This window comes from Arthrobacter sp. J156, from assembly GCF_056172865.1.
This window is the reverse complement of the sequence record NZ_CM149650.1, coordinates 114,376-135,889: the sequence shown is the minus strand read 5'-3', so window position 1 is coordinate 135,889 and position 21,514 is coordinate 114,376. Positions and strand designations below refer to the sequence as shown.

Annotated in this window: 25 protein-coding genes; 7 read left to right on the top strand and 18 right to left on the bottom strand. The window is 71.0% G+C overall.

All coding sequences use genetic code 11. The features are described 5' to 3' along the window. Positions 1 to 35 precede the first annotated feature (35 nt). Positions 36 to 1,241 (top strand): MalY/PatB family protein, encoded by a 1,206-nt coding sequence (locus AC0QR5_RS00715; protein WP_329859597.1) that lies wholly within the window; start codon positions 36 to 38, stop codon positions 1,239 to 1,241. 13 nt (positions 1,242 to 1,254) lie between these two features. On the opposite strand, the gene AC0QR5_RS00710 is transcribed toward AC0QR5_RS00715, so the two are convergent. Next, positions 1,255 to 1,992, bottom strand: coding sequence for an FMN reductase (locus AC0QR5_RS00710; RefSeq protein ID WP_329859596.1), 738 nt, complete (start codon positions 1,990 to 1,992; stop codon positions 1,255 to 1,257). Between the two features lie 221 nt (positions 1,993 to 2,213). On the opposite strand from AC0QR5_RS00710, the gene AC0QR5_RS00705 reads away from it, so the two are divergent. Further along, positions 2,214 to 2,408 (top strand): CsbD family protein, encoded by a 195-nt coding sequence (locus AC0QR5_RS00705; protein WP_329859595.1) that lies wholly within the window; start codon positions 2,214 to 2,216, stop codon positions 2,406 to 2,408. Between the two features lie 94 nt (positions 2,409 to 2,502). Here the strand turns inward: AC0QR5_RS00705 and AC0QR5_RS00700 are convergent, their stop codons facing one another. The 16 genes from AC0QR5_RS00700 to AC0QR5_RS00625 form a co-directional block, all read right to left on the bottom strand. Next, a complete protein-coding gene (locus AC0QR5_RS00700; RefSeq protein ID WP_329859592.1) occupies positions 2,503 to 2,736 on the bottom strand; it encodes a hypothetical protein in 234 nt (77 codons plus the stop codon). Positions 2,737 to 2,954: 218 nt separating this feature from the next. Then, positions 2,955 to 3,875 carry an SDR family oxidoreductase gene (locus tag AC0QR5_RS00695; RefSeq protein ID WP_329859805.1) on the bottom strand — a complete coding sequence of 307 codons (921 nt, stop codon included), beginning with the start codon at positions 3,873 to 3,875 and terminating at the stop codon, positions 2,955 to 2,957. A gap of 55 nt (positions 3,876 to 3,930) precedes the next feature. Continuing rightward, entirely contained in the window at positions 3,931 to 4,335 is a 405-nt protein-coding gene (locus AC0QR5_RS00690) for a hypothetical protein (protein ID WP_329859590.1), read from the bottom strand. 114 nt (positions 4,336 to 4,449) lie between these two features. Further along, the gene (locus tag AC0QR5_RS00685; protein WP_329859588.1) at positions 4,450 to 4,749 is read right to left on the bottom strand and encodes a DUF7218 family protein; all 300 of its coding nucleotides are present in this window, start codon (positions 4,747 to 4,749) and stop codon (positions 4,450 to 4,452) included. 252 nt (positions 4,750 to 5,001) lie between these two features. Beyond that, entirely contained in the window at positions 5,002 to 5,283 is a 282-nt protein-coding gene (locus AC0QR5_RS00680) for a hypothetical protein (RefSeq protein ID WP_329859587.1), read from the bottom strand. A gap of 134 nt (positions 5,284 to 5,417) precedes the next feature. Further along, complete coding sequence (locus tag AC0QR5_RS00675) at positions 5,418 to 6,674, bottom strand: ABC transporter ATP-binding protein (protein WP_329859586.1); 1,257 nt, start codon at positions 6,672 to 6,674, stop codon at positions 5,418 to 5,420. Positions 6,675 to 6,704: 30 nt separating this feature from the next. Then, positions 6,705 to 7,547 (bottom strand): carbohydrate ABC transporter permease, encoded by an 843-nt coding sequence (locus AC0QR5_RS00670; RefSeq protein ID WP_329859585.1) that lies wholly within the window; start codon positions 7,545 to 7,547, stop codon positions 6,705 to 6,707. Beyond that, positions 7,547 to 8,512, bottom strand: a complete 966-nt coding sequence (locus AC0QR5_RS00665) for a carbohydrate ABC transporter permease (RefSeq protein WP_430632592.1) — start codon at positions 8,510 to 8,512, stop codon at positions 7,547 to 7,549. The genes AC0QR5_RS00670 and AC0QR5_RS00665 overlap by 1 nt, the downstream gene beginning before the upstream one ends. Continuing rightward, positions 8,509 to 9,825 (bottom strand): extracellular solute-binding protein, encoded by a 1,317-nt coding sequence (locus AC0QR5_RS00660; protein WP_329859584.1) that lies wholly within the window; start codon positions 9,823 to 9,825, stop codon positions 8,509 to 8,511. Before AC0QR5_RS00660 ends, AC0QR5_RS00665 begins: the two co-directional genes overlap by 4 nt. Before the next feature lie 187 nt (positions 9,826 to 10,012). After that, positions 10,013 to 11,602: a molybdopterin-dependent oxidoreductase gene (locus AC0QR5_RS00655; RefSeq protein ID WP_329859583.1), complete on the bottom strand. Its 1,590-nt coding sequence runs from the start codon at positions 11,600 to 11,602 to the stop codon at positions 10,013 to 10,015. Between the two features lie 141 nt (positions 11,603 to 11,743). Next, positions 11,744 to 12,535 (bottom strand): Pr6Pr family membrane protein, encoded by a 792-nt coding sequence (locus AC0QR5_RS00650; protein ID WP_329859582.1) that lies wholly within the window; start codon positions 12,533 to 12,535, stop codon positions 11,744 to 11,746. Positions 12,536 to 12,544: 9 nt separating this feature from the next. After that, positions 12,545 to 13,399: an anti-sigma factor gene (locus AC0QR5_RS00645; RefSeq protein ID WP_329859581.1), complete on the bottom strand. Its 855-nt coding sequence runs from the start codon at positions 13,397 to 13,399 to the stop codon at positions 12,545 to 12,547. A 20-nt stretch (positions 13,400 to 13,419) separates the two neighbouring features. Then, complete coding sequence (gene sigK / locus AC0QR5_RS00640) at positions 13,420 to 13,998, bottom strand: ECF RNA polymerase sigma factor SigK (RefSeq protein ID WP_430970672.1); 579 nt, start codon at positions 13,996 to 13,998, stop codon at positions 13,420 to 13,422. A gap of 135 nt (positions 13,999 to 14,133) precedes the next feature. Beyond that, the gene (locus AC0QR5_RS00635; RefSeq protein ID WP_329859579.1) at positions 14,134 to 14,817 is read right to left on the bottom strand and encodes a fasciclin domain-containing protein; all 684 of its coding nucleotides are present in this window, start codon (positions 14,815 to 14,817) and stop codon (positions 14,134 to 14,136) included. 176 nt (positions 14,818 to 14,993) lie between these two features. Then, positions 14,994 to 15,836 (bottom strand): SRPBCC family protein, encoded by an 843-nt coding sequence (locus AC0QR5_RS00630; RefSeq protein ID WP_329859578.1) that lies wholly within the window; start codon positions 15,834 to 15,836, stop codon positions 14,994 to 14,996. Between the two features lie 107 nt (positions 15,837 to 15,943). Continuing rightward, positions 15,944 to 16,081: a hypothetical protein gene (locus AC0QR5_RS00625; protein ID WP_329859577.1), complete on the bottom strand. Its 138-nt coding sequence runs from the start codon at positions 16,079 to 16,081 to the stop codon at positions 15,944 to 15,946. 132 nt (positions 16,082 to 16,213) lie between these two features. Between AC0QR5_RS00625 and AC0QR5_RS00620 the strand changes: the two genes are divergently transcribed. The 5 genes from AC0QR5_RS00620 to AC0QR5_RS00600 all read left to right on the top strand — a co-directional run bounded on the left by AC0QR5_RS00620 (position 16,214) and on the right by AC0QR5_RS00600 (position 20,319). Beyond that, positions 16,214 to 16,846 carry an Lrp/AsnC family transcriptional regulator gene (locus AC0QR5_RS00620; RefSeq protein ID WP_329859576.1) on the top strand — a complete coding sequence of 211 codons (633 nt, stop codon included), beginning with the start codon at positions 16,214 to 16,216 and terminating at the stop codon, positions 16,844 to 16,846. Positions 16,847 to 16,911: 65 nt separating this feature from the next. After that, positions 16,912 to 17,658: a DUF5058 family protein gene (locus AC0QR5_RS00615; protein WP_329859575.1), complete on the top strand. Its 747-nt coding sequence runs from the start codon at positions 16,912 to 16,914 to the stop codon at positions 17,656 to 17,658. Between the two features lie 18 nt (positions 17,659 to 17,676). After that, positions 17,677 to 18,417 (top strand): hypothetical protein, encoded by a 741-nt coding sequence (locus AC0QR5_RS00610; RefSeq protein WP_329859574.1) that lies wholly within the window; start codon positions 17,677 to 17,679, stop codon positions 18,415 to 18,417. 20 nt (positions 18,418 to 18,437) lie between these two features. Beyond that, entirely contained in the window at positions 18,438 to 19,661 is a 1,224-nt protein-coding gene (locus tag AC0QR5_RS00605; RefSeq protein ID WP_329859572.1) for an amidohydrolase, read from the top strand. Between the two features lie 151 nt (positions 19,662 to 19,812). After that, entirely contained in the window at positions 19,813 to 20,319 is a 507-nt protein-coding gene (locus AC0QR5_RS00600) for a class II fructose-bisphosphate aldolase (RefSeq protein ID WP_329859570.1), read from the top strand. Positions 20,320 to 20,401: 82 nt separating this feature from the next. Here the strand turns inward: AC0QR5_RS00600 and AC0QR5_RS00595 are convergent, their stop codons facing one another. Next, a complete protein-coding gene (locus AC0QR5_RS00595) occupies positions 20,402 to 21,487 on the bottom strand; it encodes an IS1096 element passenger TnpR family protein (protein WP_475372542.1) in 1,086 nt (361 codons plus the stop codon). Positions 21,488 to 21,514: the final 27 nt, after the last annotated feature.

The window sequence follows — 21,514 nt, the reverse complement described above, 5'->3', positions numbered from 1 at the left end:
GCCGCGCGGGCCGCGGGCTGCATAAGCTGTCCCCCATGGACGCCCACCCCTTCGACCACATCACGTCCGAGGAGCTGCGCCGCCGCGGCTCGCTCAAGTGGACGGGATACCCGGAGATGCTCGGCGCCTGGGTGGCGGAGATGGACTTCGGGACGGCGCCCGGCGTCATCGAGGCGGCGCAGGAGACGGTCGCCTCGGGCATGCTCGGCTACGCGCCCCCGCGCCTCGTGCGGAACCTGCGGGAGTCGACGGCGGCGTGGCTCGCCGCGCGCTTCGGCTGGGAGGTCGACGACGACGCCGTCCGCCCCGTGCCGACCGTCCTGTCCGCGCTCGTCGCCGCGATCCTGCACTTCTCCCCCGCGCACCGCCCGGAGGCGCCGGTCGTCTTCCTGACGCCCGCCTATCCGGGGTTCCTCGACGTGCCGTCCCGGCTGGGCCGCCGGTCCCTGCACGTGGAGATGGTTGCCGGCGACGCGGGCTGGGAGGTCGATTGGGCGGCGCTTGAGGAGGCGCTGCGCGGCGGGGCGCTCCTGATCCTGGTCAATCCGCACAACCCGCTCGGGAAGGTCTACGCGCACGCCGAGCTGGAGCGCATCTGCGACCTGGTCGACGCGACGGGATCGCGCGTCTTCGCGGACGAGGTGCACGCCCCGCTCGTGTACGACGGCGCCACGCACCTCCCGTACGCCTCGCTCGGTCCCACGGCGGCGGGCCATACGCTGACGGCCGTGAGCGCGTCCAAGGCGTTCAACCTGCCGGGACTGAAGTGCGCGCAGGTGGTGCTCGGCAACGACCTCGACCGTCTCGTGTGGGGCGCGGTCGGCTCGATCGTGGAGGACGGGACCGCGAACGTCGGGCTGGCGGCCACGGCCGCGGCGTACGACGGCGGGGCGGCCTGGCTCGCGGGGGTGGTCGACTACCTCGACGGCAGCCGCCGGCGCCTCGAGGGGCTCGTCGCCGAGCACCTGCCGGCCGCCCGCTACGTGGCCCCGGAGGGAACGTACCTCGCGTGGCTCGACGTCTCCCGGCTCATGCTCGGCCGCAACCCGGCCCGCTTCTTCCGGCACCAGGCCGGGGTCGCCACGGTCGGCGGGACGGACTGCGGCGAGGCCGGGCGCGGCTACGTCCGGCTGAACTTCGCCACGCCGCGTCCCGTGCTCGAGGCGATCGTGCACCGCATGGGCGCCGCCGTCGACGGCTGCGACCCCAACGACTCCGGCGACCTGGACGACTACCTCTAGCCCGCCCCGGGCGCTACCTGCCCTGGATGTCGGCCAGGAGCTGCTCGAAGGGCAGGGACTGCATCGGCCCCGCACCGGAGCTCCCCGGCGCGGAGGCGGGCTCCGCACCGGGGCCGGCGTCCGGCGTCGTACCCGCTGCCTGCCCCGCGCTCCCCGTGCCCGCGGCCGCGGCACCCTGCGCCTGCGCCTGCGCCTGCGCCTGACCGAGGTTCCGCGCCACGGCGTCCGCGAGCTCGCGCCCGGCCCGGTCGCCGCGGGCGGACAGCGGGCCCTCGCCCGTGTCGCCTCCCCAGTCCTCCGGCGCGGCGAAGACGCCGGTCGGGGCGACATCGGCGCGCAGGTAGCTGAAGACCGGGCGCATCACGTGGTCCAGGACCATGCTGTGCCGGCTCGAGCCTCCCGTCGCGGCCAGCAGGACGGGCTTGCCGGCGAGCGCCTGCGGGTCGAGCACGTCGAGGAAGGACTTGAACAGTCCGCTCACGGACGCCGTGAACACGGGGCTCACGGCGATCACGGCGTCGGCGGCGAGGACCCGCTCGATGGCCTCCGCGAGCCGCGGCGAGGGGAAGCGCGTGAGCATCATGGTGGCGATGTCCACGGCGTGCTCGCGCAGCTCGACGACCTCGATCGCCGCCTCGATCCCGCGCCCGGAGAGGGCGCGGAGGGTGGACGCCGCGAGCTGGTCGCCGAGCATCCGGCTCGTGGAGGGGACCCCGAGGCCTCCGGAGAGGACCACGATGTGCGCGGACATGGGAACCGCCTTTCATTGGGTTTCATGCGTTTGCATATAAAACCGGGGACGCGGCGGATTCATTCCCGGGGCCCGCGCACCCTCTCCTTCCGACCCCGACCGGCCCGCGCGGGATCCCGATTCGGCGATGGGCTTAAAGGATGGCGCGCCCCACTACGCCCCGTTACCGTGGCCTAGGTAAGCGCCCATCCGGGCACACGGACCAGCGAAAGGAGCCTGTTATGGGTTTGGGTGACAAGATTTCGAACAAGGCCGAGGAGCTCAAGGGCCAGGCCAAGGAAACGATCGGCGACCTGACGAACAACGAGTCGCTGCAGGCCGAGGGGGCCGCCGACAAGGCGGCCGCCGGGGCCAAGCAGGCCGGCGAGCACGTCAAGGACGCCGCGCAGGACCTCAAGGACGGCTTCAGCAAGTAGCCTCCTGCACGGAAGCGCCGCCCCCGTTCGCGTGGGGCGGCGCTTTTTTTATGCGGGTACGACGCAGGTGCCACACCGGCCGCGGCTACGTCGCCTAGTTCTCGCGGTCGCCCGGAGAGTCGTCCCACAGCTTCTGAAGCACGTTGCTGCCGCCGATGCGGCGGTAGATCCCGTAGCCGATCATGCACAGGCCGAGGAACATCGCGAAGAACAGCGATCCCCCGGCCCCGGATCCGCCCAGCCCCACGGCGCTGAACCAGGCGCTGAAGAGCAGGAGCGCCAGGCCCCAGCCCGTCAACGCGGCCCCGGGGAGATGGCGGGTCCTCATCGGGCGGCCTCCCCGTGTTCCACCCGCTGCGGCGATGTACTGGTGTCCCATGGCGCTCGCTCCTTTGCTGCGGCCTCACCGGCCAACGCAGCCGGTTGGATACCCCAACGGTAAACTCGCCGTCAACACCGGACAAGGGGTGGACGGCGACCGTCACGGCCTTGTGATCTGCCGGCCCCGGCGACCGCCCGCGCCATGCATCCAGGCCGCCCGTCCGGCTACGGCGAGGCCTTGCCGCCGTTCACGTTCAGCGTCTCTCCGACGACGTAGCTGGACTCCGCCGACGCGAGGAAGACGTAGGCCGGCGCCACCTCGACCGGCTGGCCGGCCCGCCCGAGGGGCGTGTTGTGGCCGAATTCCGGGAGCTTGTCCTTCGGCTGCCCGTCGGAGACCTGCAACGGCGTCCACACCGGGCCCGGCGCCACGGCGTTGACCCGGATCCCCTTCGGCGCGAGCTGCATGGCCAGGCCCTTGGTGAAGCTGTTGATCGCGGCCTTCGTGGAGGCGTAGTCCAGGAGGTTCGGTGACGGGTCGTAGGCCTGGATCGACGTCGTGTTGATGATGCTGGCCCCTGCGGGCAAGTGCTTGAGCGCGGCCCGCGTGATGCTGAACATGGCCATGATGTTGACCTGGAACGTCTCGAGGAGCTGCTGTTCGTCCAGGTCCTCCAAGCGGTCCACGCTCAGCTGCTTCCCCGCGTTGTTGACCAGGATGTCCAGCCCGCCCAGGGCCTCTGCGGCCTGGTCCGCGAGGCCGTTGCGGTACCCGGAGTCCATGAGGTCGCCGGGGAAGCCGATGCCGACGCGCCCTTCGGCCTCGATCAGCGCGATGATGCGGCGCGCGTCCTCCTCTTCCTGCGGAAGGTAGGCGATTCCGACGTCCGCGCCCTCGCGTGCGAAGGCGATGGCCACGGCCGCGCCGATGCCCGAGTCCCCGCCCGTGATGAGCGCCCTGCGCCCCTTGAGGCGGCCCGTGCCGCGGTAGCCGTCCTCACCGAGGTCGGCACGGGGCTGCAGCAGCGCATCGAGCCCCGGTTCGGGCTGGTCCTGCTTCGGCGGCGAGATCCGCGGGTGCCTCGTGACGGGGTTGTCCAGCGTCAGCTGCCCGGAATCACCCACCGTCGTGCTCGCTTCGCGCATGTCCGTGTTGGCCTCGTTGTCGTCCCGCATGGTGCCGTCCTTTCGTGGTTGGAACTCATCCGGCGTCGAACCGGTCCTCGTCCTCGCTGCCCGCGCGCTCGCGGCCCCGGTTGCCTCCGCTGCCGTCCGGCAGCTCATCCGCGTCCGGCCGCACCCGGGAATCGACGACGTCCTCGGCCCGCCGCTCCGAATCCGAGTCCGAGTCCGCAGGATCCTGGCCGTCGTCGCCGGGGATCGCGGCCCCGGCGGACTCGGAGTCCGCCGGATCGGCGCCCGGGAGGCCCGGGCCGGGGCGCTCCAGCAGCGCGTCGACGTCCTTCAAGGGGTCGACGGCGTCGAGCGTTCGCGGGTCGTCGGACGAACCCTCCTCGACGGGCTGGCCGTCGCGGCCGTCCAAGGGCTCGGAATCCGGCGAGCGGGGCGCTGAGCCCGTGAACTCGGGCTGTTCGGTCGGTGACATGGTCGTCTCCTTCGCGTGGGTGGTGGGTCCGGGGAGGAGCTCCCCGGTGGTCGGACGTCCGGGCACCGCGCCTCCACGAGGCGCCGTCCCGGGACGTGCGCCGGGTAGTACAGCCTAGGAGTCGCGCAGGGCCTTGATGAGTCCCGCCTTCGCCAGCCCGGAGTAGCCCTCGAGGCCGATCTCCCTGGCTCGCTGCCGAAGCTCCTCGACCGTCCAGTCCTCGTAGCTGCCGGAGCTTCCGCCGCGTTCCCCGACGGCCTTGCGGCCGTCCCGGGCGGCGGCGTTGGCGATGCGGGCGGCCTTCTGCTTCGACTCGCCCTCGTCCCGGAGCTTCTCGTAGAGTTCCGGATCCTTGATGCCGGGATCGTCGGCTGCGCCTCCGCCGGATCCGGTGGACCTCTGCTGCCCTGCCATGCGTGCGACCTCCGTACGTGGACTGCTGGGTGGACTGCGCGCGCCGCCGGATCGGGGAGAACCGGAGCACCCCGCCACCATAGGCACGGACCGGCCCCCCGGGTCAATGGTTGTGCTGGCGACGCCGATTCCCGGTGTCGGCGGGCGTGGGAACGGACCATCCCGGGGATTCGGGACGGTCCGTGCTACTGGCTGAGGCAGTGGTGGGCATCCGCCGCGTCGGCTTCCCGCGCCGGCGGCGGGACGGGCGTCCTAGCCGCCGCGCTGATCGGGAGGGAATCCGCCGGGGTAGTCGAGCGCGCTCGGCCCGACGAACCAGCGGACGAGCCCCATGCCGATCATGAGCAGGCCGAAGACGGCCCCGATGACGACGGGCGAGAGGCCGCCGCCCTGGACGGCGACGACGATCGCGAACGCCGAAAAGAGGGCGATGACCAGCAGGCCCGCGACGATCAGGACCTTGCCGTTGTGCGCCGCCTGCTCCCGGACGGGATCGTGGCGGTCGAGGTGTACGTGGTGAAACGGTCCAGCCATGACAAGTACCTCCTATGCCGCTGGTACTGCCAACGGTAGACCTGCCCACGCCAGAGTCAAGGGGCCGGACCCCGCACGCCCGAGGGGCCCGGCACGCGGCCGGGCCCCTCGTCGACGTACCGCGCGGGGACGCCTCAGGACACGGCGGCCCCGTTCTGCTTGGCGCGCTCGATCTGCTCCTGGCGCTCCTCGGCGGCCTGTTCCGTCAGGCGCGCGCCGGCCTCGGCGTCGCGGGTCAGGTTCTCCCCCGAGCCGGGATCGAAGATATGCAGGCGGCGCGTGTCCAGCCACAACTCCGCCGGATGCCCGCCACGGATCCGGCTCGCGGCGTCGAGCGTGACGACGACCTGCGGGCGCAGCTCCTCGGCGTCCATGTCCGCCGCGAGGCCCTGCAGCAGGTCCCGCACCTCGGGGCTCGGCTCGAAGTCGATGTAGCCGTACTGCTCGTTGCCGAGCCACTCGGTGTGGGTGAGCTCCGCCTGGAACCGCGAGCCGTGCTCGAGCTTGTGCTCTTCGACGAGCGAGGCGTCTTCGAAGAACTCGGGCCGCACGCCGAGCAGCACGACGTCCTTCCCACGCGCCACGGCGGCCTTCTCCTCGGGAACCGGGATGTCTCCGATCGGGGTCTTCAGGACGGTGCCGTCGAGCGTGGCCGGAAGGAAGTTCATCGACGGGCTGCCGATGAATCCGGCGACGAACAGGTTCACCGGCTGCTCGTACAGCTCCCGCGGCGAGGCGATCTGCTGCAGGAGGCCCTTCTTCAGCACGGCCACGCGGTCGCCGAGGGTCATGGCCTCCGTCTGGTCGTGGGTGACGTAGACGGACGTCGTGCCGAGGCGGCGCTGCATCTGCGAGATCTCCGAGCGCATCTGCCCGCGCAGCTTGGCGTCGAGGTTGGACAGGGGCTCGTCGAACAGGAACGCGTCGGCCTGCCGGACGATCGCGCGGCCCATGGCCACGCGTTGGCGCTGGCCGCCGGAGAGGTTGCCGGGCTTGCGCTCCAGGTGGTCCATCAGCTCCAGCGTCTTCGCCGCCGACGTCACGCGCTCGCGCACCTGCTCCTCGGTGAACTTCCCCTTGGCCAGGCGGAGCGGGAACGCGATGTTCTCGAACACCGTCAGGTGCGGGTAGAGGGCGTAGTTCTGGAACACCATCGCCAGGTTTCGGTCGCGCGGCGCCTTCTCGTTGACCCGCTTGCCGTCGATGAGCAGGTCGCCGCTCGTGATGTCCTCCAGTCCCACGATCATGCGCAGGAGCGTGGACTTGCCGCAGCCCGACGGGCCCACGAGGATGATGAACTCCCCGTCGGCGATGTCGATGGACACGTCGTTGACGGCCGGGAAGCCGTCGTCGTACTTCTTGACGATGTTCTTCAGGGTGATCGATGCCATGGAAACAGTCCTTTTCGAATGGTGCGGGCCCTAGCCCTTGACGGCGCCCTGGGTCAGGCCGGAAACGATTTGCCGCTGGAACAGGAGCACCAGCAGGACCACGGGGATGGTGACGATGATCGCCGCCGCCGAGATCGCCCCCGTCGGCGATTCGAACTGCGAGGCGCCCGTGAAGAACGCCAGCGCCGCCGGGACGGGCCTCGCCGCCTCGGTGGAGGTGAGCGAGATGCCGTAGACGAAGTCGTTCCAGGCGATGAAGAACGCGATGATCGCCGTCGTGAACACCCCCGGCGCGGCCAGGGGGACGATCGCCTTGCGGAACGCCTGCCACGTCGTGGCCCCGTCGACCTGCGCGGCCTGCTCGAGCTCCCACGGAATCTGCCGGAAGAACGCGGCGAGCGTCCAGATCGAGATCGGCAGGGTGAGCGAGAGGTAGGGGATGATGAGGCCGAGCCACGTGTCGTACAGCCCGATCGTGCGCCACACGTTGAACAGCGGGGTGACGATCGAGATGACGGGGAAGATCGAGACCGCCAGGGCGGTGGTCAGGATGAGCTTCTTCCCCGGGAAGTCGAGCCGGGCGATCGCGTACGCGCACAGGGTCGCGAGGACGACGGCGACGAAGGTCGCGATGAGCGCGATCCCTATTGAGTTGCGCAAGGAGCTCAGGAACAGCTCCTGCGCGTCCCCGACGAGGATCTGCTCGTAGTTCACGCTGGACCAGCGGGTCGGCAGGAACTTGCCGTTCGCGAGGTCGGAGGGCTGCTTGAAGCTCGTGGCGAAGATGGACGCCACGGGGAACAGCGCGTAGAGGACGACGACGACGGAGATGACGGCCCAGACGATCCGGGTCCTGGTCTTGGAGCCCTGCATCACTTTCCTCCCCGGGTACCGGCCAGATCGACCTTGAACAGCTTGATGGCGATGAAGCAGATCAGCAGGACGCAGATGAACAGCAGCACCGAGACGGCCGAACCGAGCCCGATCTCCAGGCGCCCGATCGATGTCCTGTAGGCGAGCAGCGAGAGCACTTCCGTGCCGTACGCGCCGCCCGTCATGATGAAGACGTTGTCGAAGATCCTGAAGGCGTCCAGCGCCCTGAACAGGACGGCCACCATGATGGCGGCCTTCATGTTCGGCAGGATCACGCGCTGCATCTGCTGCCACCAGGTGGCGCCGTCGACCTTGGCCGCCTCGGTCAGCTCGTCGGGCACCTGGGCCAGGCCGGCCAGCAGCAGCAGCGAGATGAACGGGGTGGTCTTCCAGATCTCGGAGGCCATGATGACGAACAGCGAGGTCCAGGTGCCGGCGAACCAGTTGGTCTCCTCGCCGATGCCCGGGACCCAGTCGAACCAGCTGTTCACGAAGCCCGAGTTGATGTCGAACATGTAGAACCAGGCGAACGCGGAGACCACGGTGATGATGCCGTACGGCACCAGGATCGCGGTCCGCAGCCAGCCGCGGACCGACTTGAGCGCCTTGCTCATCACGAGCGCCAGGGCGAAGCCGAGCACGAGCTCGACGACGACGGTGACGACGGTGATGAGCAGCGTGACGCCGAGGCCGTTCCAGAAGACCGGGTCGGTGAGGATGACGGCGTAGTTCTTCAGGCCGATGAACCCGCGGTCGTCGGGCGCCGTGAGGCGGAAGTTGAAGAGCGAGTCCCAGACGGCCTGGAGGATCGGGTACAGCGTCACGAGGAGCATGATGACGAACGCCGGGCCGGCGAGCCACCAGCCGAGCCGGCGTTCGGCCCGCCGGCGGTCGCTGAGCACGATCTTCTGGTTCTGGTTCCTCGAGCGCCGTGCCTCCGCCCGGGGTCCGGTGGTGGTAGTCACAGCAGCCTCTCCCCTCTCAGGACCTCGGTGATGAAGTCGGAAGTGTTCTTCGGCGTCGTGTCGGGATCAACGCCCGACGGCGGGGCCCAGTTCTGCTGGATCCCCGTGGAGACCTCGTTGTAGTACGGGGTCTGCGGGCGCGGCGCCGACTGGTCGAGCGACTCGCGGATGGTCTCGGCCATCGGGAACTGCTCGATGATCGACGGGTCGTCGTAGGCCGTGGAGTCCGACGGCGGGTTGCCGTTGGTCACGAAGTACTCCACCTGGTTCTCCGTCGAGACGATGCACTCGATCGCCTGGTACGCGAGCTCCGGGTTCCGGCTCTCGGACCCCACCCCCAGGTTGATGCCGCCGAGCGGCGGCGCGGACGGCGTGCCTTCGACCGTCTGCGGGTAGACGCCCCAGCCGATGTCCTCGATGAGCGAGGCGTCGAGGTTGCCCGCGTCGACGCCGGCGTTGGTCGCGGGCCAGACGAACGGCCAGTTGACCATGAACGAGCCGCGTTGGCCCTGGAACTGCAGCATCGACTCGTTTTCCGCCTGGGTCGGCAGGCCGGGACCGCCGAGGCCCTCCCGGCCGATCGTGGAGACGATCTCCGCGGCCTTGCGCCCCGCCTCCGATTCGAGGCCGAGCCGGACCTCGTCGGCCGTCGCCTCCGGGTTGGTCACGATGTTCTCCCCGCTGGATTCGATGAGCGCGTTGACCCATACCGTCATCGACTCGGCCCTGGCCCCCTGGACGCCGAGGTGCTTGTCCTGGTCGCGGGCGGCGTCGATGATCTGGTCCCACGTGACGGAGCCCGACATGTCCAGCCCCGCGGCCTCGGCGACCGATTTGCGGTACCAGAGGATCTGCGTATTGGCCCAGAACGGGACCGTGACGAGCTCGTCCTTCCACATCGCCCCGGCGAGCGCGCCCTCGAGCGTGTTCCCGGTGGTGCGCTGGGCGACGTCGGCGGGGACGGGAGCCAGGAATCCGGGCTCGGCGAGTTCGGGAATGAAGGGCGGGTCGAGGCTCATGATGTCGAGCGAGGTGTCGCCGGCGGCGAGGCGCCGGGCGAGCTGTTCGCGCTGGGACGAGGCGTCGGACGGCAGGAGCGTGACCTCGATGCGGTAGTCGCCGCCCGCGTCGGCGGTGCACTTCTGCGCGAGCGCCGCCTGTCCGCCGTCGTCCGGGTTGATGTACCAGGTCAGGACCGGCGGCCCTTCCTCCGCCGGGCCGCACCCGGACAGCAGGAGGCCCGCCGCTGCGACGGCCACCACGGTGGCACGACGCCGGCGGCGGGCCGCCGCGGGTGGTTGATTCTTGGGCATTGTCACAGGCCTCCAGATCGTCTTGTCCACACTTCTCGTGTCCAAGACCGTCGGCACCTGTCACAGGCCAACGGCCTCTGTGACTAGACCCTATGCCGGAAAGGTGTCGCGCGCCACAGTCCGCCGCCCGCGGCGCCGACGTGTGTGGTTTACCTGCCGGACACCTCCCTGATGCCCCGACGCCGGACTACTCGACCGTGAAGGTCACCGAATGCCATCCCGAGGCCCCGTCCGGGACCGGGTCGGCCCGCTCGGCCGTCTGCGCTTCGCCGTCCCCGTCGACGGCGCGCACCGTGACGGTGTGCCGGCCCGGCGCGGCGTCGGCCCACGCGTAGGACCACTGCCTCCACGTGTCGACGGAGGCCTCGGCGGCGAGCTCGGCCTCCACCCAGTCGCCGTCGTCGATCCGCACCTGCACGCCGGAGATCCCGCGCTGCTGCGCCCACGCGGTCCCGCCGAGGGCCACGGAACCGGCCGGGACGCGCGCGAACCCGCGGGGCACGTCGATCCTGGAGGCGAGCTTGATGGGCCCTCGATCGGACCAGCCCCGGTCCGTCCAGTAGGCCGTCTTCTCGTCGAAACGGGTCACTTCCAGGTCGACGACCCACTTCGTGGCCGAGACATAGCCGTAGAGTCCGGGGACCACGAGCCGCACCGGGAAGCCGTGCTGCAGCGGCAGCGGCTCGCCGTTCATGCCGACGGCGAGCAGCGCATCCCGCTCGTCGGTCAGCACCTCGAGCGGGGTCGAGGCGGAGAAACCGTCGATGCTCGTGGACAGGACCATGTCCGCCTCGTCGAGCGGGCGGGCGCGGTCCAGGAGCTTGCGCACCGGGTAGCCGAGCCAGCGGGCGTTGCCGGCCAGATCGCCGCCGACGGGGTTGGAGACGCACGTCAGGGTCACCCAGGCCTCCTCGAGCTCGAGGGCTAGGAGCTCGTCGAAGCCGAGCGTGAACTCCTCCTCGACGAGACCGTGGACGCGCAGCGACCACGTCGAGGGATCCACTTCCGGCACGACGAGCGCCGTGTCGATCCGGTAGAAGCCCGTGTTTGGGCTCTGCCACGGCGGCATGCCCTCGATTCCCGGTTCGAGGCCGCCGGGCAGCGGAGGCGCGGGGCTCGCGGGCGCAGGCAGGCGGAGCGCGTCCCGCGTCGCCGCCGCCAGGTTGCGGACCCCCGAGGCGGCGCGCCCGGCGAGCGTTCCCGCCGCGGCCAGGAGCGCCGCCGCACCGGCCCAGGCCAGGAAGGCCCGCCTCCCGGACCCGCCGGACGACGCCGGGGCCCCGCCTTCCGCACGCAGTTCAATGGCCACCGGTCCCTCCTGCAGGGCGGCCTCGGCCCGGGGGCGCAGGAAGGCCAACGCGGCGAGGCCGGAGAACACGCCGACGATGGTCGGCACGACGTCGAGCGGCCCGGTCGCCGGACGGCTCAGGACGCTCGCGGACATGGCGACGCCGAGGGCCGCGATGGCTGCGTAGGCGGCATTCGGACGGCGCCTCGAGAGCAGGCCGATCCCCGCCGCGGCCACCGCGGCGACGAGGGCGATGGACACGAAGAGCGCGATCTTGTCCGCGGTCCCGAACAAGCCGATGGCGAGGTCCTTGAGCCAGGGCGGCGTGATGTCGATGAACGACCCGCCCATCGCCACCATGGGCGACGACGATCCGCCGAAGAACGCGGAGACGAGCTCGGCCGTTCCGAACAGGAGTGCGGCGGAGGCCAGCCCGGCGACGGCAAAGGGCCAGGGCCGCTTGGAGCCCATTCCGTGCGCGTGGTTCATGATGAGCCTGCCTTCCCGTTGCGGTCGGATCCGGTTCGGAGCCGCGGGCGGAACGGATGGGATCAGGATCCCCCGGATGCGCCATGGAGGAAAGCGCCACGGCGGAGAGCACCTCGGGCCCCGGGCGCGACGGGCAGCCGCCTACTCCCGCGTCGCCCGCTGTCCCGCCCGCGGTTCCCCCTGCCCGGGGCGGGCGGCGCGCGTGGGCGGGGCCCCGGCGTCGTGCGCCTCCTGCGGGTATTCCGTGGCGTCCGCGAGGTCCTCCGCGGCAGCCCGTTCCCGGGCCGCGGCACCGATCCGGACGACGCCCGAGCCGACGACGCAGATGACCGCGGCGATGAGCAGGATGTAGAACGCCACCGAGGCGTAGCCGTTCGCCGACGTCCCCGGGTTCAGGAACGGGTACGGGTACCAGTGCCCATCGGTGCGCGGATCGATGGTCAGAGCACCGCGGACCAGCGTGTAGGCGGCCCATGCGATCGGGAAGACGACGATCCCAGCGAGGGTGCGCGGCGGCAGCCGGCGGCGCCCCGGCGCCACGAGCCAGTCGAGCGCGACGATGACGGGTCCCGCGACGTGGAGGATCTCGTTGGACCAGGCGACGACAGAGCCGATCGGCAGCTCCACGCCCCGAAGCAGCAGGTTGTAGACGACGCCCGTCGTGACCATGTAGGTCGTCGCCGCGGCCCGGACCGGCCCCAGCCAGGCCGGCTCCGGAAGCGATCCGAGCGAGTAGGCCGCCGCCGTGGCCAGCACGGCGGCGGCGATCAGATTCGACTCGACCGTGAAGAAGCTGAAGAAGTTCACGGCCACGAAGGCGGTGTGGCCCGCGCCGGCCGACTCGAAGTTGACGGTGTTGATCAGCTGCGCGGTGAGGGCGGCGAAGATCGCGATCGCTCCCCCGACCCGGAGGGCCAGCACCAGTTCCCGCATACGGGAAGCCTACAGCTCCTGCAACACGATCGGGTCGGTCGTGGGCGCCGGGGAACCGCCTTCGGGCTCGACCGTGATGCCGAAGTGCGTGACCCCCTCCATGGGGCCGGTGACCATCGTCGGCTCGGCCGCGGACACGGCCTCCGCGCTGAGCATGCCCGCGGGGGTCGCGCCGTCGCCCGAGATCAGCCACAGCTCGTAGCCGTGGCCGCTCGGCGGTTCGGGCAGCCCGCGGGTCGAGACCGCCATCATGCCTTCGGCCGCCGAGTAGCTCAGGCTCACCGTGGCTCCGTCGTCCAGGCGCTGGACCGCCGTCTTCAGGTCGCTCGACGCGAAGAGCTGATGGAGGGCGGCCTGGCTGGACTGGGCGGCCGTCAGCTGCTCCTGCAGGCGGGACTGCTCGTTCTGCTGCACGGCCACGACACCGGCGAGGCCACCCGTCGCGAGCAGCAGCAGCCCGGCCGCGAGGGCCCACCATTTGGTCGCCGCCGGCACCGCCGGCCCCGTCGGTGCCTCCGAGCCGGGGCTGGCGGCGGGCGGCGCGGACGAGGGGGGTCGTGGGGACTCCATGGCCGGGGCTGTCTCGGGATCGCTCGAGCCGGCGTCGGCGTCGGTGTCGACACCGTCATCGGCGTCGGCCGGGGCGGCGACCGCGGGCAGCTGCCGCGTGCTGCGGATGGCGTCCATGACGCTCTTCTTGAGCCTCGGAGGAGGGGTGACTTCGGGCGTTCCCAAGGCCAGCAGTGCCGCGGTCTCCGCGAGCTCGCGGGCTTCCTGCGCGCTCTCCGGGGACGCGGCGGCATGCCGCTCGAACGCCTCCCGTTCACCATCACCCAGCGCGTTGAGGGCGTGCACGCCGGTCATCCGGCAGTCCTTCTCTTCCATCACGCCACCCCCATCATGTCCCGTAGTCTGATCATTCCATCGCGGATCCGCGTTTTCACGGTCCCCACCGGGACCTGCAGCAGTCCAGCGACCTCTTGGTGCGTGTAGCCGCCGTAGTAGGCCAGGCGGATGGCATCGCCTTGGGCCTGCGTCAGGGAGTCGAGGGCCTTGAGCACGCGCTCGCCGTCGGCCCGTAGGACAGCCTGGTCCTGGACGTCGTCGTAGGATTCCTGGAACTCCTTGATCCCCTGGCGGAGGTCCCGGTCACGGCTGGCCTGGCTCGCACGGACCCGGTCGACGGCCCGGCGATGCGCCACGGTACAGATCCACGACAGCGCCTTGCCGCGATCCGCATCGAAGAGGACGGCCTTCTGCCAGACCTCGACGAAGATCTCCTGTGCCACTTCCTCGCTCTGCGACGGATCGCGGACGATGCGGCGGACCAGGCCGAAGACCACGGGTGCCACGGCGTCGTAGAGGGCCTCGAAGGCGTCCTCGTCCCCCAAGGCAACACGGCGCAGCAGATCTTCCTGGGTCGGCGGCCGCTCCGCCGCGATCCGGATCCGTGGAAAGCGCATGGGGTCCACGCTCTCATGCCCGTAGTCCATGTCCCACCCCTCCTCCTGCTTCAGTGTGTCCTCGCGGCATGTGGCGCGGCGTGCCGAGGCGGTCGGCGCGGTCCCCCGGGTCCGGCCGACCGCCGTAACGGCGGGCTACTTCGTCTCTGCCGGCGGCATCAGGACCGCGTCGATCAGGTAGACGGTGGCGTTCGCCGTCTTCACGCCGCCGCAGATGACGTTGGCGTCGTTGACCATCAAGGAGTCACCGCTTCCGGTCACCTCGACGTCCGCCCCTTGAACGGTCGCCTGCAGGCCCATGACCTCGTCGGGAGTGAGCTGGCCGGGGACCACGTGGTAGGTGAGGACGCTCGAGAGCATCTCCGAGTCCTCGACGACGCCTGTCAGATCCGCCTCGGGGATGGCGGCGAACGCCTCGTCGACGGGGGCGAACACGGTGAACTCGTCGCCATTGAGCGTGTCGACGAGGTCGACGTCCGGGTTCAGCTCGCCGGAGACGGCCGACGTCAGGGTCGTCAGCAGCGGGTTGTTGGACGCGGCTACGGCCACGGGATCCAAGGCCATGCCCTCGACGGATCCGGCGCCGTCCGGCACCTGCTCCGCATAGGCGGCACAGCCGGGGCCGACCAGGCCGGCAGCCGGATCCATGGCGGCTTCCGAAGTCGCCGGAGCGGATGCCGGGGCCGACGTGGCATTGCCGCCCTCCGGCGAGGACGGATCCTGGCCCGGATCGGCACCGCCGGCACAAGCCGTCAGGCCCAGTCCGGCGATGGCGACGATTCCGAGGGCTCCTGCGAACCTGCGGTTCAGGGTCTTCATGATGATGCTCCTTCAACCGATCGGCGGTTGCCCGCCGTGGGATCCCGTTTCCGTCTCCGGTACGGGCTGTCGCACGGCAGTTCGGAGCGGGAAGGGCGACGGATTGGAGCAGCACTCGATGCCTCCCGGTGCACGGACGCCGTGGCGGCCGGAGACCGCCCGGCCCATCGGTCCCGTCAGCGCAGGAGCGACTCGACCCAGTCCCGCCAGGGCCGCTCCTCGGCGGCCGCGCGCTCGGCCGCGTCGACCCCGTAGAGGTAGCCCCGCACCGTGAGCATGCGCGTCGGGCCGAACTCGGCCGTGCCGAACTCGTAGATCCCCGCGCCGTCGACCCGCAGCGTCACGGATCCGGGATCCTGGGCGATCACCGTCCCGGCCAGCGGCGGCACGCCAGGGGCCGTGACAGCCGGACGACCCGCTTCCACCCCGGCCAGCCCCGCCGCCTCGGCGAGGTCGGGGACTGGGCCGGGGACACCGCCGTCGTCCAGGGAACCCACCCCGGTCACGACGTCGTTCCCGCCCGGCTCGACCTGGACGATGAACTGGGCCGCAGGAAGCCCGGCGAAGTGCGTGTGGTATTCGCGGAGCATCCGCACCGCGCCCACCCATCCTTCACGCGTCGGCAGGATCTGCTCCCTCCAGCGCGGCCCGTCCTCCAACAGGCCAGAGGTCAGGCGCACCACCAGCGGCGCATTGTCGCCCGGATCCTCCACATCGACCTCCGTGGACCACGGCGGCACCGGGGTGTCCTCGCCCAACCACCCTCCTTCGTCGTAGGAGATCCGGCGCGGCGGGTCCCATGCCGTGATGGTGCCCTCGGAGTCACCGAAGCTCCCGTGGTGCATCGTGACACCACCGCCCTCGCCGGGCTCGACCTCGGCCGGCACGAACCACGCCGTGTAGCCGGGCCCGGTCCCCACCGACTCCCAGACCGCCTCCGCCGCCGCGGCGATCCGTGCCTCCACGACCACCAGGCAGCGGCCGTCCTCCTCCTCGATCCAGTCCGTGATGGCATCCATCGATTCCTCCTGCTCCGTCCGTTCCGTCGGTCATGCCGGGCCCGCGGGATGCGGGCCGGCCGGGCAGCGAAACGGCGGGCCCGGTAGCCCGGACCCGCCGTCGTGTGTCAGTGCCGCTGGCGGGACGTCTTGCCCGTGTCGATGAGCGGGGTCCCCGCGGCCTTGGCGCGCTTCTCCGCGCGCTTCTGCTTGATGCTCTTGCCGACCTTCTTGGACTGGTGCCGGCCTGGATCCTTGATGGGCATGGCGTGCCTCCTCGTTGGGAACGGGGTCCCCGTGGAATCAGGGGTTGCTCCCCCACACCGAACTGTACGCCCGGGCCCGCCGGCGCAACAGGGGCCGATTGCGTCGCCGAGCTCCTGTTCGACCACGGACGGATGCGCCCCGTCCTCACCCACGAGATCCCTGCCACCGTCGGGCTGGTCCGCGCGTTCAGCTACCCCGTGCTGCGGTACTTCCGCACGCTCGGCAAGTGGAACCTGGGAGCGCTGACGCCGCAACAGGTCAATGCCCTGACCACGCCGCTTGTTCCCGGGACCTCGGGCATGATCCCGGAGGCACCACTCGAGGGCATCGACCGGAGGCTCGCCGACGTCCTGTTCGAGGACGGCCGGGCCACGATCGAGACCCTCGCCCGGCGCGCGTCGACCTCGGAGACGACGGCGGCGCGCAGGCTCGAGTGGATCCTCGCCAACCGCCGGGTGCAGATCCGGGCGCTCGTCGAGCCGCTCGTCGCCGGACGGCCCGTCGAGGCGATGCTCTGGCTCAAGGCCTCCCCCGACAAGGTCGAGCAGCTCGGTCGCTCGCTGGCCTCTCATCCCCAGGTCCGCTACGCGGCGGCCGTCGCCGGCGAGCGCCACGTCGTGGCCGACGTCGTCTTCGAGACCAACGCGGCACTGTACGACTTCACGACACGGTCCGAGTGGACCCGCGACGCGGAGGCGATCGAGACGACCCTCCTGCTCCACGCCCGGAAGCGGGGCGGACGGCTCAACCCCGGTGAGGCGTAGCCCGCGCGGCGCCCCGGTTCCTCTGTGATCCACCTCACCTTTCCCCTGGAGGAGTCGCTGGGACCATGATCCACCGACCGCTTCCCACCGCCGCCGATCCCGCCTCGACGGACATCCTGGCCCTGGCCAACAGCCCCGTGGTCTGGTTCTGCGCCTTCGGCGTCTTCGCCGTCATCTTCGTCCAGACCTTCATCTACATGAAGGCCGCGCGCAGGGCCGGCCCCGAGATCGGCATGGAGACCCGCGAGGTCATGGGCGCCTACCGGGCCGGCGCCGTCGCCTCGGTCGGGCCATCGCTCGCCGTCGTGCTCGTCGCGATCGCACTCCTGGCGCTCTTCGGAACGCCGGCCGTCCTGGTCAGGATCGGGTTGATCGGCTCGGCGGCGGCCGAGACGGCCTCGGCGGGCATCGCCGCGAACAGCGTCGGCGCCACGCTCGGCGGCCCCGACTACACGCAGCAGGTCTTCGCTCTCTCCTTCATCGTCATGAGCCTGTCCGGAGCCATGTGGATGCTCGCCACGTTGATCCTGACCCCCATCCTCAAGCGCGGCAGCAGTTCGCTCGCCCGTGTCAACCCGGCAGCGATGGCGATCATCCCCTGCGCGGCGCTCCTGGGGGCCTTCAGCATGCTGACCATCGCCGAGCTGCCGAAGTCCGCGGTCCACGCCGTCACCGTCGGCGTCTCCGCCGCGGTCATGGCGGGCTGCCTCTTCCTGGCCAGGACGCTCAAGGCGCACTGGCTCAAGGAATGGGCGCTGGGCATCGCGATCGTCGTCGCCCTCTTCACCGCCTACTTCGCCCACACCCTCTAGGACCCGGGAAGGAAACCCATGAGCACCGTCACCGAATCCCGGGCCGCCGCCGGAATGGCCGGCTTCGAGGCCACCACCAACCGCTGGGGCCGGGTCACCATGATGATCGGCCTGGCCCTGTCACTCATCGGCCCCGTCTACGTCGCCTTCTTCACCGGCATGGACCTCGCGGCCCAGCAGATCTGGCTCGCCTTCATCGGCGTCGCGGCCGCCTTCGGCGTCCTGTGGGTCCTGGAACCCGTCACCTACTTCCCGATCCTCGGTTCATCGGCCATGTACCAGGCGTTTATGATCGGCAACATCTCCAACAAGCTGCTCCCGGCGGCCATCGTCGCCCAGTCCTCGATCGGCGCCAAGGCCGGAACCCGACGTGGCGACCTCACCGCCGTCATGGCCATCTGCGGCGCGGCGACCGTCCACCTCGTCTCCCTCCTGGTGTTCGTCGGGTTCCTCGGCACCTGGCTGATCAGCGTCATCCCGAGCGACGTCATCGAGGTCGCCCGGCTCTACATCCTTCCCTCCGTGCTCGGCGCCGTGCTGGTCCAGGCCGTCGTGACGATGCGGCAGCTGCGGCCCACCCTGATCGCCGTGGGGCTGTCCCTGCTCTTCCTGTTCGTCGTCGTTCCGGCGTTCCCGACCCTGGGCCTGTTCGCCACCGCGATCGTCGTCGTCCTCGCGATCGCGCTCTCGTGGCTGCTCCGTGACCGCAACCGGCACACGGGCCGCCCCGCCGATGCCACCACCGAATCCCAGCCGTAGCGCCGAAGGAGAACCACCCCATGACCACCGCCACCGCAGCCCTGGCCCTCACCGAGGCCGAGCGCGCCGATCAGCACGCCTTCTACCGCCACCTGCACTCCCACCCGGAGCTGTCGATGCAGGAGCACGCCACCGCGGCCCTGATCGAGGAGCGGCTGGAAGCGCTCGGGATCGAGCACTTCCGCTGCGGCGGGACCGGCGTCGTCGGCATCGTGCGCAACGGCAACGGCAACGGCCCGGTCGTCGCCTACCGGGCGGACACGGACGGCCTGCCCATCGCGGAGGACACCGGGCTCGACTACGCCTCCACGGCGACGGGCCTCCTGCCCGACGGGTCAGAGGTCCCCGTCATGCATGGCTGCGGACACGACACGCACGTGGCCACCGCCTTCGGCGCGCTGACCGTGCTCCTGCGCCGCCGCGAGGACTGGGCGGGAACGCTGGTGCTCGTCTTCCAACCGGGCGAGGAGACCGGCGCCGGCGCGGCCGCCATGGTCGCCGACAGCCTCTGGGACAAGGCCCCGCGGCCCGGAATCGTCCTCGGCCAGCACCTCATGCCCCTCGCCTCGGGGCGCGTCGCCTACTCGAGCGGGAACACGATGGCGATGGCGGACTCCCTGCGGGTCACGCTCTTCGGCAGGCAGTCCCACGGCTCGCAGCCCCAGGACTCGATCGACCCCATCGTCATGGGGGCGCACCTCGTGACGCGGTTGCAGACCATCGTCTCCCGCGAGCTGGGGCCGCTCACACCGGCCGTCGTCACGGTGGGCACGTTCCATGCCGGCCTGAAGGAGAACATCATCCCGGCGCGGGCGGAGCTGACCCTGAACATCCGGACCGCGGGCGAGGAGGCCCGGTCGCGGGTCCTGGAAGCCGTCGAACGCATCGTCGCGGCCGAGGCCGCCGCCTCGGGAGCGCCGAAGCCGCTCGTCGAGCCGATCTCCCGGTTCCCGCGCTGCTACAACGACCCCGCCGAGCCCACCCGCGTCGCGGCCGCCTTGGGCCGGGCGCTCGGCGAGGACCAGGTGCAGGAGCAGCCGCAGCTCATGGGCAGCGAGGACGTGGGGAGACTTGCGGACGCGATCGGGGTCCCGCTCGTGTACTGGTTCTTCGGCGGCTTCGATCCGGCGGCGGGACCGCTCCCGGTCAACCACTCCCCCCATTTCGGCCCCGAACTGGGTCCGGCCCTGGAAACGGGGACGACGGCGGCGGCCGCCGTGTTGCTCGAGTACCTGGGACGCTGACGGAGCCCGGGGAACGGACTGGGGCGGTGATCTGACAACAGACGAAAAGAGGGGCCCGTGGCGCGATGCTGGAACACATGGACCAGACCCTGGACGACCTCAAGCGCCACGTCCTCGGGGCCGGGGTACGACGCCGGACGTCCCCTCCGGGATGACCGACCCCTTGCTCGTGGCCGGGTTCCTCGAGGAATCCGGCGCGGACCTCCTCGCCGTCGCGATCGGCAACGCCCACGGCAGCTACCGCGGCGAGCCGCGCCTGGATGGGGAGCTGATCGGGCGGATCCGCGGCGCCTCCGCCGGCGTACCGCTCGTACTGCACGGCGCCTCGGGCCTCCCCTCCGGGGACCTGGCCCGGCGACCAGATCGCCGCGGGGCCCTGTCGGCCGGCCGTGATCGGTGCGACGATGGCCGTATGCAGACACCATCGGATTCCACGACGCCAGGGTCCGGATCGGGGCACCGCAAGCGGGGCTCCTCCGCCCGCCACCACGAGGAGGTCTTCCAAAGCCACGAGGAGCTGCGATCGCTCGCGCAGCGCCGCCGGGAAGCCGAGGAGAAGCTCGAGAAGCACTTGAAGGAGCAGGAGGCGCTGCACCCCAGGCACCACGACGCACACGCCGCACCGCGGCCGCCGGCGCCGGATTCCAGCCCCGATTGACCCCGGACCGCGAACACGCCGGAGTGGCCATCGGGCCGGTATCGCGCCGAGACCTGCCGAAGCGTCCGCGACGACGCCTGGATCAGGAGAGCAGGAGCGCCCGGGCGATGGCGGTGCGGCGGCGTTCCGCCTCCTGGTGCCCCTCGCTGCCGAGCCGCGAGCGGAGCGGGCCGGCGAGGGTGTGCATCAGCGCCAGGTAGCGTTCCGGCGGGGGCACGTAGCCCATCAGGGGTCCGCCCTGCGAGTTCGTGTAGCCGATGACCTCCATGGCCCGGTTGACCAGCTCGTGCCTCGCCATGGAGTCCCGCGCCGCTTTAAGCCCTGGGCCTCCTGCGGTGACGAGGAGCTCGATCACGGTCTCGTCGCGGAGCGTCCCGTGGCCGCGGTCCTCGATCCAGTCGACGACCCTCCCCCACAGGTTCTCCGGCTTCGACGCGAGGCGCACCGCGCCCGTGCCCGCGGTCAGGCGCTTGCCCTGCCGGCGGGCGAGCTTGAGTTCCAGGGCCATGGTCCGCAGCCGGGCGACGACCGGGTATCCGTTCTCCGTCTTCTGCTCGGTTCCGTAGGGGTGCGGATCCTGCCAGCCCAGCTCGTCGACGATCCGGGCGACCTCGACCTTCTTGAGACGGTTGGTGTCCGTGAGCTCGAAGCCCCGCTCGTGGGCCTCGAGGACGAACCAGATCAGCGGCTTCAACAGGGTCTCCAGGTCCAGACCGGCAGCGGCCAGCACCGCGTCGACGCCGGGAGCGACGAGCGGATCGGCGGCCGAAAGAGGCTGCTCCCCCCACAGCCCCGCGGCACGGGCCAGGCTCCGCAGCCAGCGCCGACCGTAGGAATCCTGCTCGGCGATCCACCGCAGGCCGAGCGCCTGGGGCGCGGCCCCGGCGTCGTCCCCGGCACCCGGACCACCCACCGCGGCGCGGACGGCGGCGTTGGCGAAGCCCGCGTCGAACTCGCCCGGATCGAACTCCCCCGTCAGGCCCGCCATGCCACGCACCCACTCGAGCGTCTGCCGCTCGTCCTCGGAGAGTTCGCCGTCACGCCGGGCCCATAGTTCCAGGCACTGCCGGTAGCCGCCGATCCCGCCGCTGTCCTCGAGCGGGGCACGGCGGGCGCCGTCGAGCACGGACGCCAGCGGCTCGCCGTCGGCGAAGGGGCGCGAGGAGATCAGCCGGAGCTGATGGATCCAGGAATC

Excerpts from the sequence above, each read along its gene's own strand:
- AC0QR5_RS00715 (WP_329859597.1), top strand. The coding sequence starts at position 36 with ATGGACGCCCACCCCTTCGACCACATCACGTCCGAGGAGCTGCGCCGC.
- AC0QR5_RS00625 (WP_329859577.1), bottom strand. The coding sequence starts at position 16,081 with ATGCCCATCAAGGATCCAGGCCGGCACCAGTCCAAGAAGGTCGGCAAG.
- AC0QR5_RS00695 (WP_329859805.1), bottom strand. The coding sequence starts at position 3,875 with ATGCGCGAAGCGAGCACGACGGTGGGTGATTCCGGGCAGCTGACGCTG.
- AC0QR5_RS00705 (WP_329859595.1), top strand. The coding sequence starts at position 2,214 with ATGGGTTTGGGTGACAAGATTTCGAACAAGGCCGAGGAGCTCAAGGGC.
- AC0QR5_RS00605 (WP_329859572.1), top strand. The coding sequence starts at position 18,438 with ATGACCACCGCCACCGCAGCCCTGGCCCTCACCGAGGCCGAGCGCGCC.
- sigK (WP_430970672.1), bottom strand. The coding sequence starts at position 13,998 with ATGCGCTTTCCACGGATCCGGATCGCGGCGGAGCGGCCGCCGACCCAG.
- AC0QR5_RS00700 (WP_329859592.1), bottom strand. The coding sequence starts at position 2,736 with ATGAGGACCCGCCATCTCCCCGGGGCCGCGTTGACGGGCTGGGGCCTG.
- AC0QR5_RS00650 (WP_329859582.1), bottom strand. The coding sequence starts at position 12,535 with ATGCGGGAACTGGTGCTGGCCCTCCGGGTCGGGGGAGCGATCGCGATC.
- AC0QR5_RS00675 (WP_329859586.1), bottom strand. The coding sequence starts at position 6,674 with ATGGCATCGATCACCCTGAAGAACATCGTCAAGAAGTACGACGACGGC.
- AC0QR5_RS00690 (WP_329859590.1), bottom strand. The coding sequence starts at position 4,335 with ATGTCACCGACCGAACAGCCCGAGTTCACGGGCTCAGCGCCCCGCTCG.
- AC0QR5_RS00615 (WP_329859575.1), top strand. The coding sequence starts at position 16,912 with ATGATCCACCGACCGCTTCCCACCGCCGCCGATCCCGCCTCGACGGAC.
- AC0QR5_RS00610 (WP_329859574.1), top strand. The coding sequence starts at position 17,677 with ATGAGCACCGTCACCGAATCCCGGGCCGCCGCCGGAATGGCCGGCTTC.
- AC0QR5_RS00670 (WP_329859585.1), bottom strand. The coding sequence starts at position 7,547 with ATGCAGGGCTCCAAGACCAGGACCCGGATCGTCTGGGCCGTCATCTCC.
- AC0QR5_RS00685 (WP_329859588.1), bottom strand. The coding sequence starts at position 4,749 with ATGGCAGGGCAGCAGAGGTCCACCGGATCCGGCGGAGGCGCAGCCGAC.
- AC0QR5_RS00645 (WP_329859581.1), bottom strand. The coding sequence starts at position 13,399 with ATGACCGGCGTGCACGCCCTCAACGCGCTGGGTGATGGTGAACGGGAG.
- AC0QR5_RS00600 (WP_329859570.1), top strand. The coding sequence starts at position 19,813 with ATGACCGACCCCTTGCTCGTGGCCGGGTTCCTCGAGGAATCCGGCGCG.
- AC0QR5_RS00635 (WP_329859579.1), bottom strand. The coding sequence starts at position 14,817 with ATGAAGACCCTGAACCGCAGGTTCGCAGGAGCCCTCGGAATCGTCGCC.
- AC0QR5_RS00710 (WP_329859596.1), bottom strand. The coding sequence starts at position 1,992 with ATGTCCGCGCACATCGTGGTCCTCTCCGGAGGCCTCGGGGTCCCCTCC.
- AC0QR5_RS00680 (WP_329859587.1), bottom strand. The coding sequence starts at position 5,283 with ATGGCTGGACCGTTTCACCACGTACACCTCGACCGCCACGATCCCGTC.
- AC0QR5_RS00630 (WP_329859578.1), bottom strand. The coding sequence starts at position 15,836 with ATGGATGCCATCACGGACTGGATCGAGGAGGAGGACGGCCGCTGCCTG.
- AC0QR5_RS00655 (WP_329859583.1), bottom strand. The coding sequence starts at position 11,602 with ATGAACCACGCGCACGGAATGGGCTCCAAGCGGCCCTGGCCCTTTGCC.
- AC0QR5_RS00660 (WP_329859584.1), bottom strand. The coding sequence starts at position 9,825 with ATGCCCAAGAATCAACCACCCGCGGCGGCCCGCCGCCGGCGTCGTGCC.
- AC0QR5_RS00620 (WP_329859576.1), top strand. The coding sequence starts at position 16,214 with ATGCGCCCCGTCCTCACCCACGAGATCCCTGCCACCGTCGGGCTGGTC.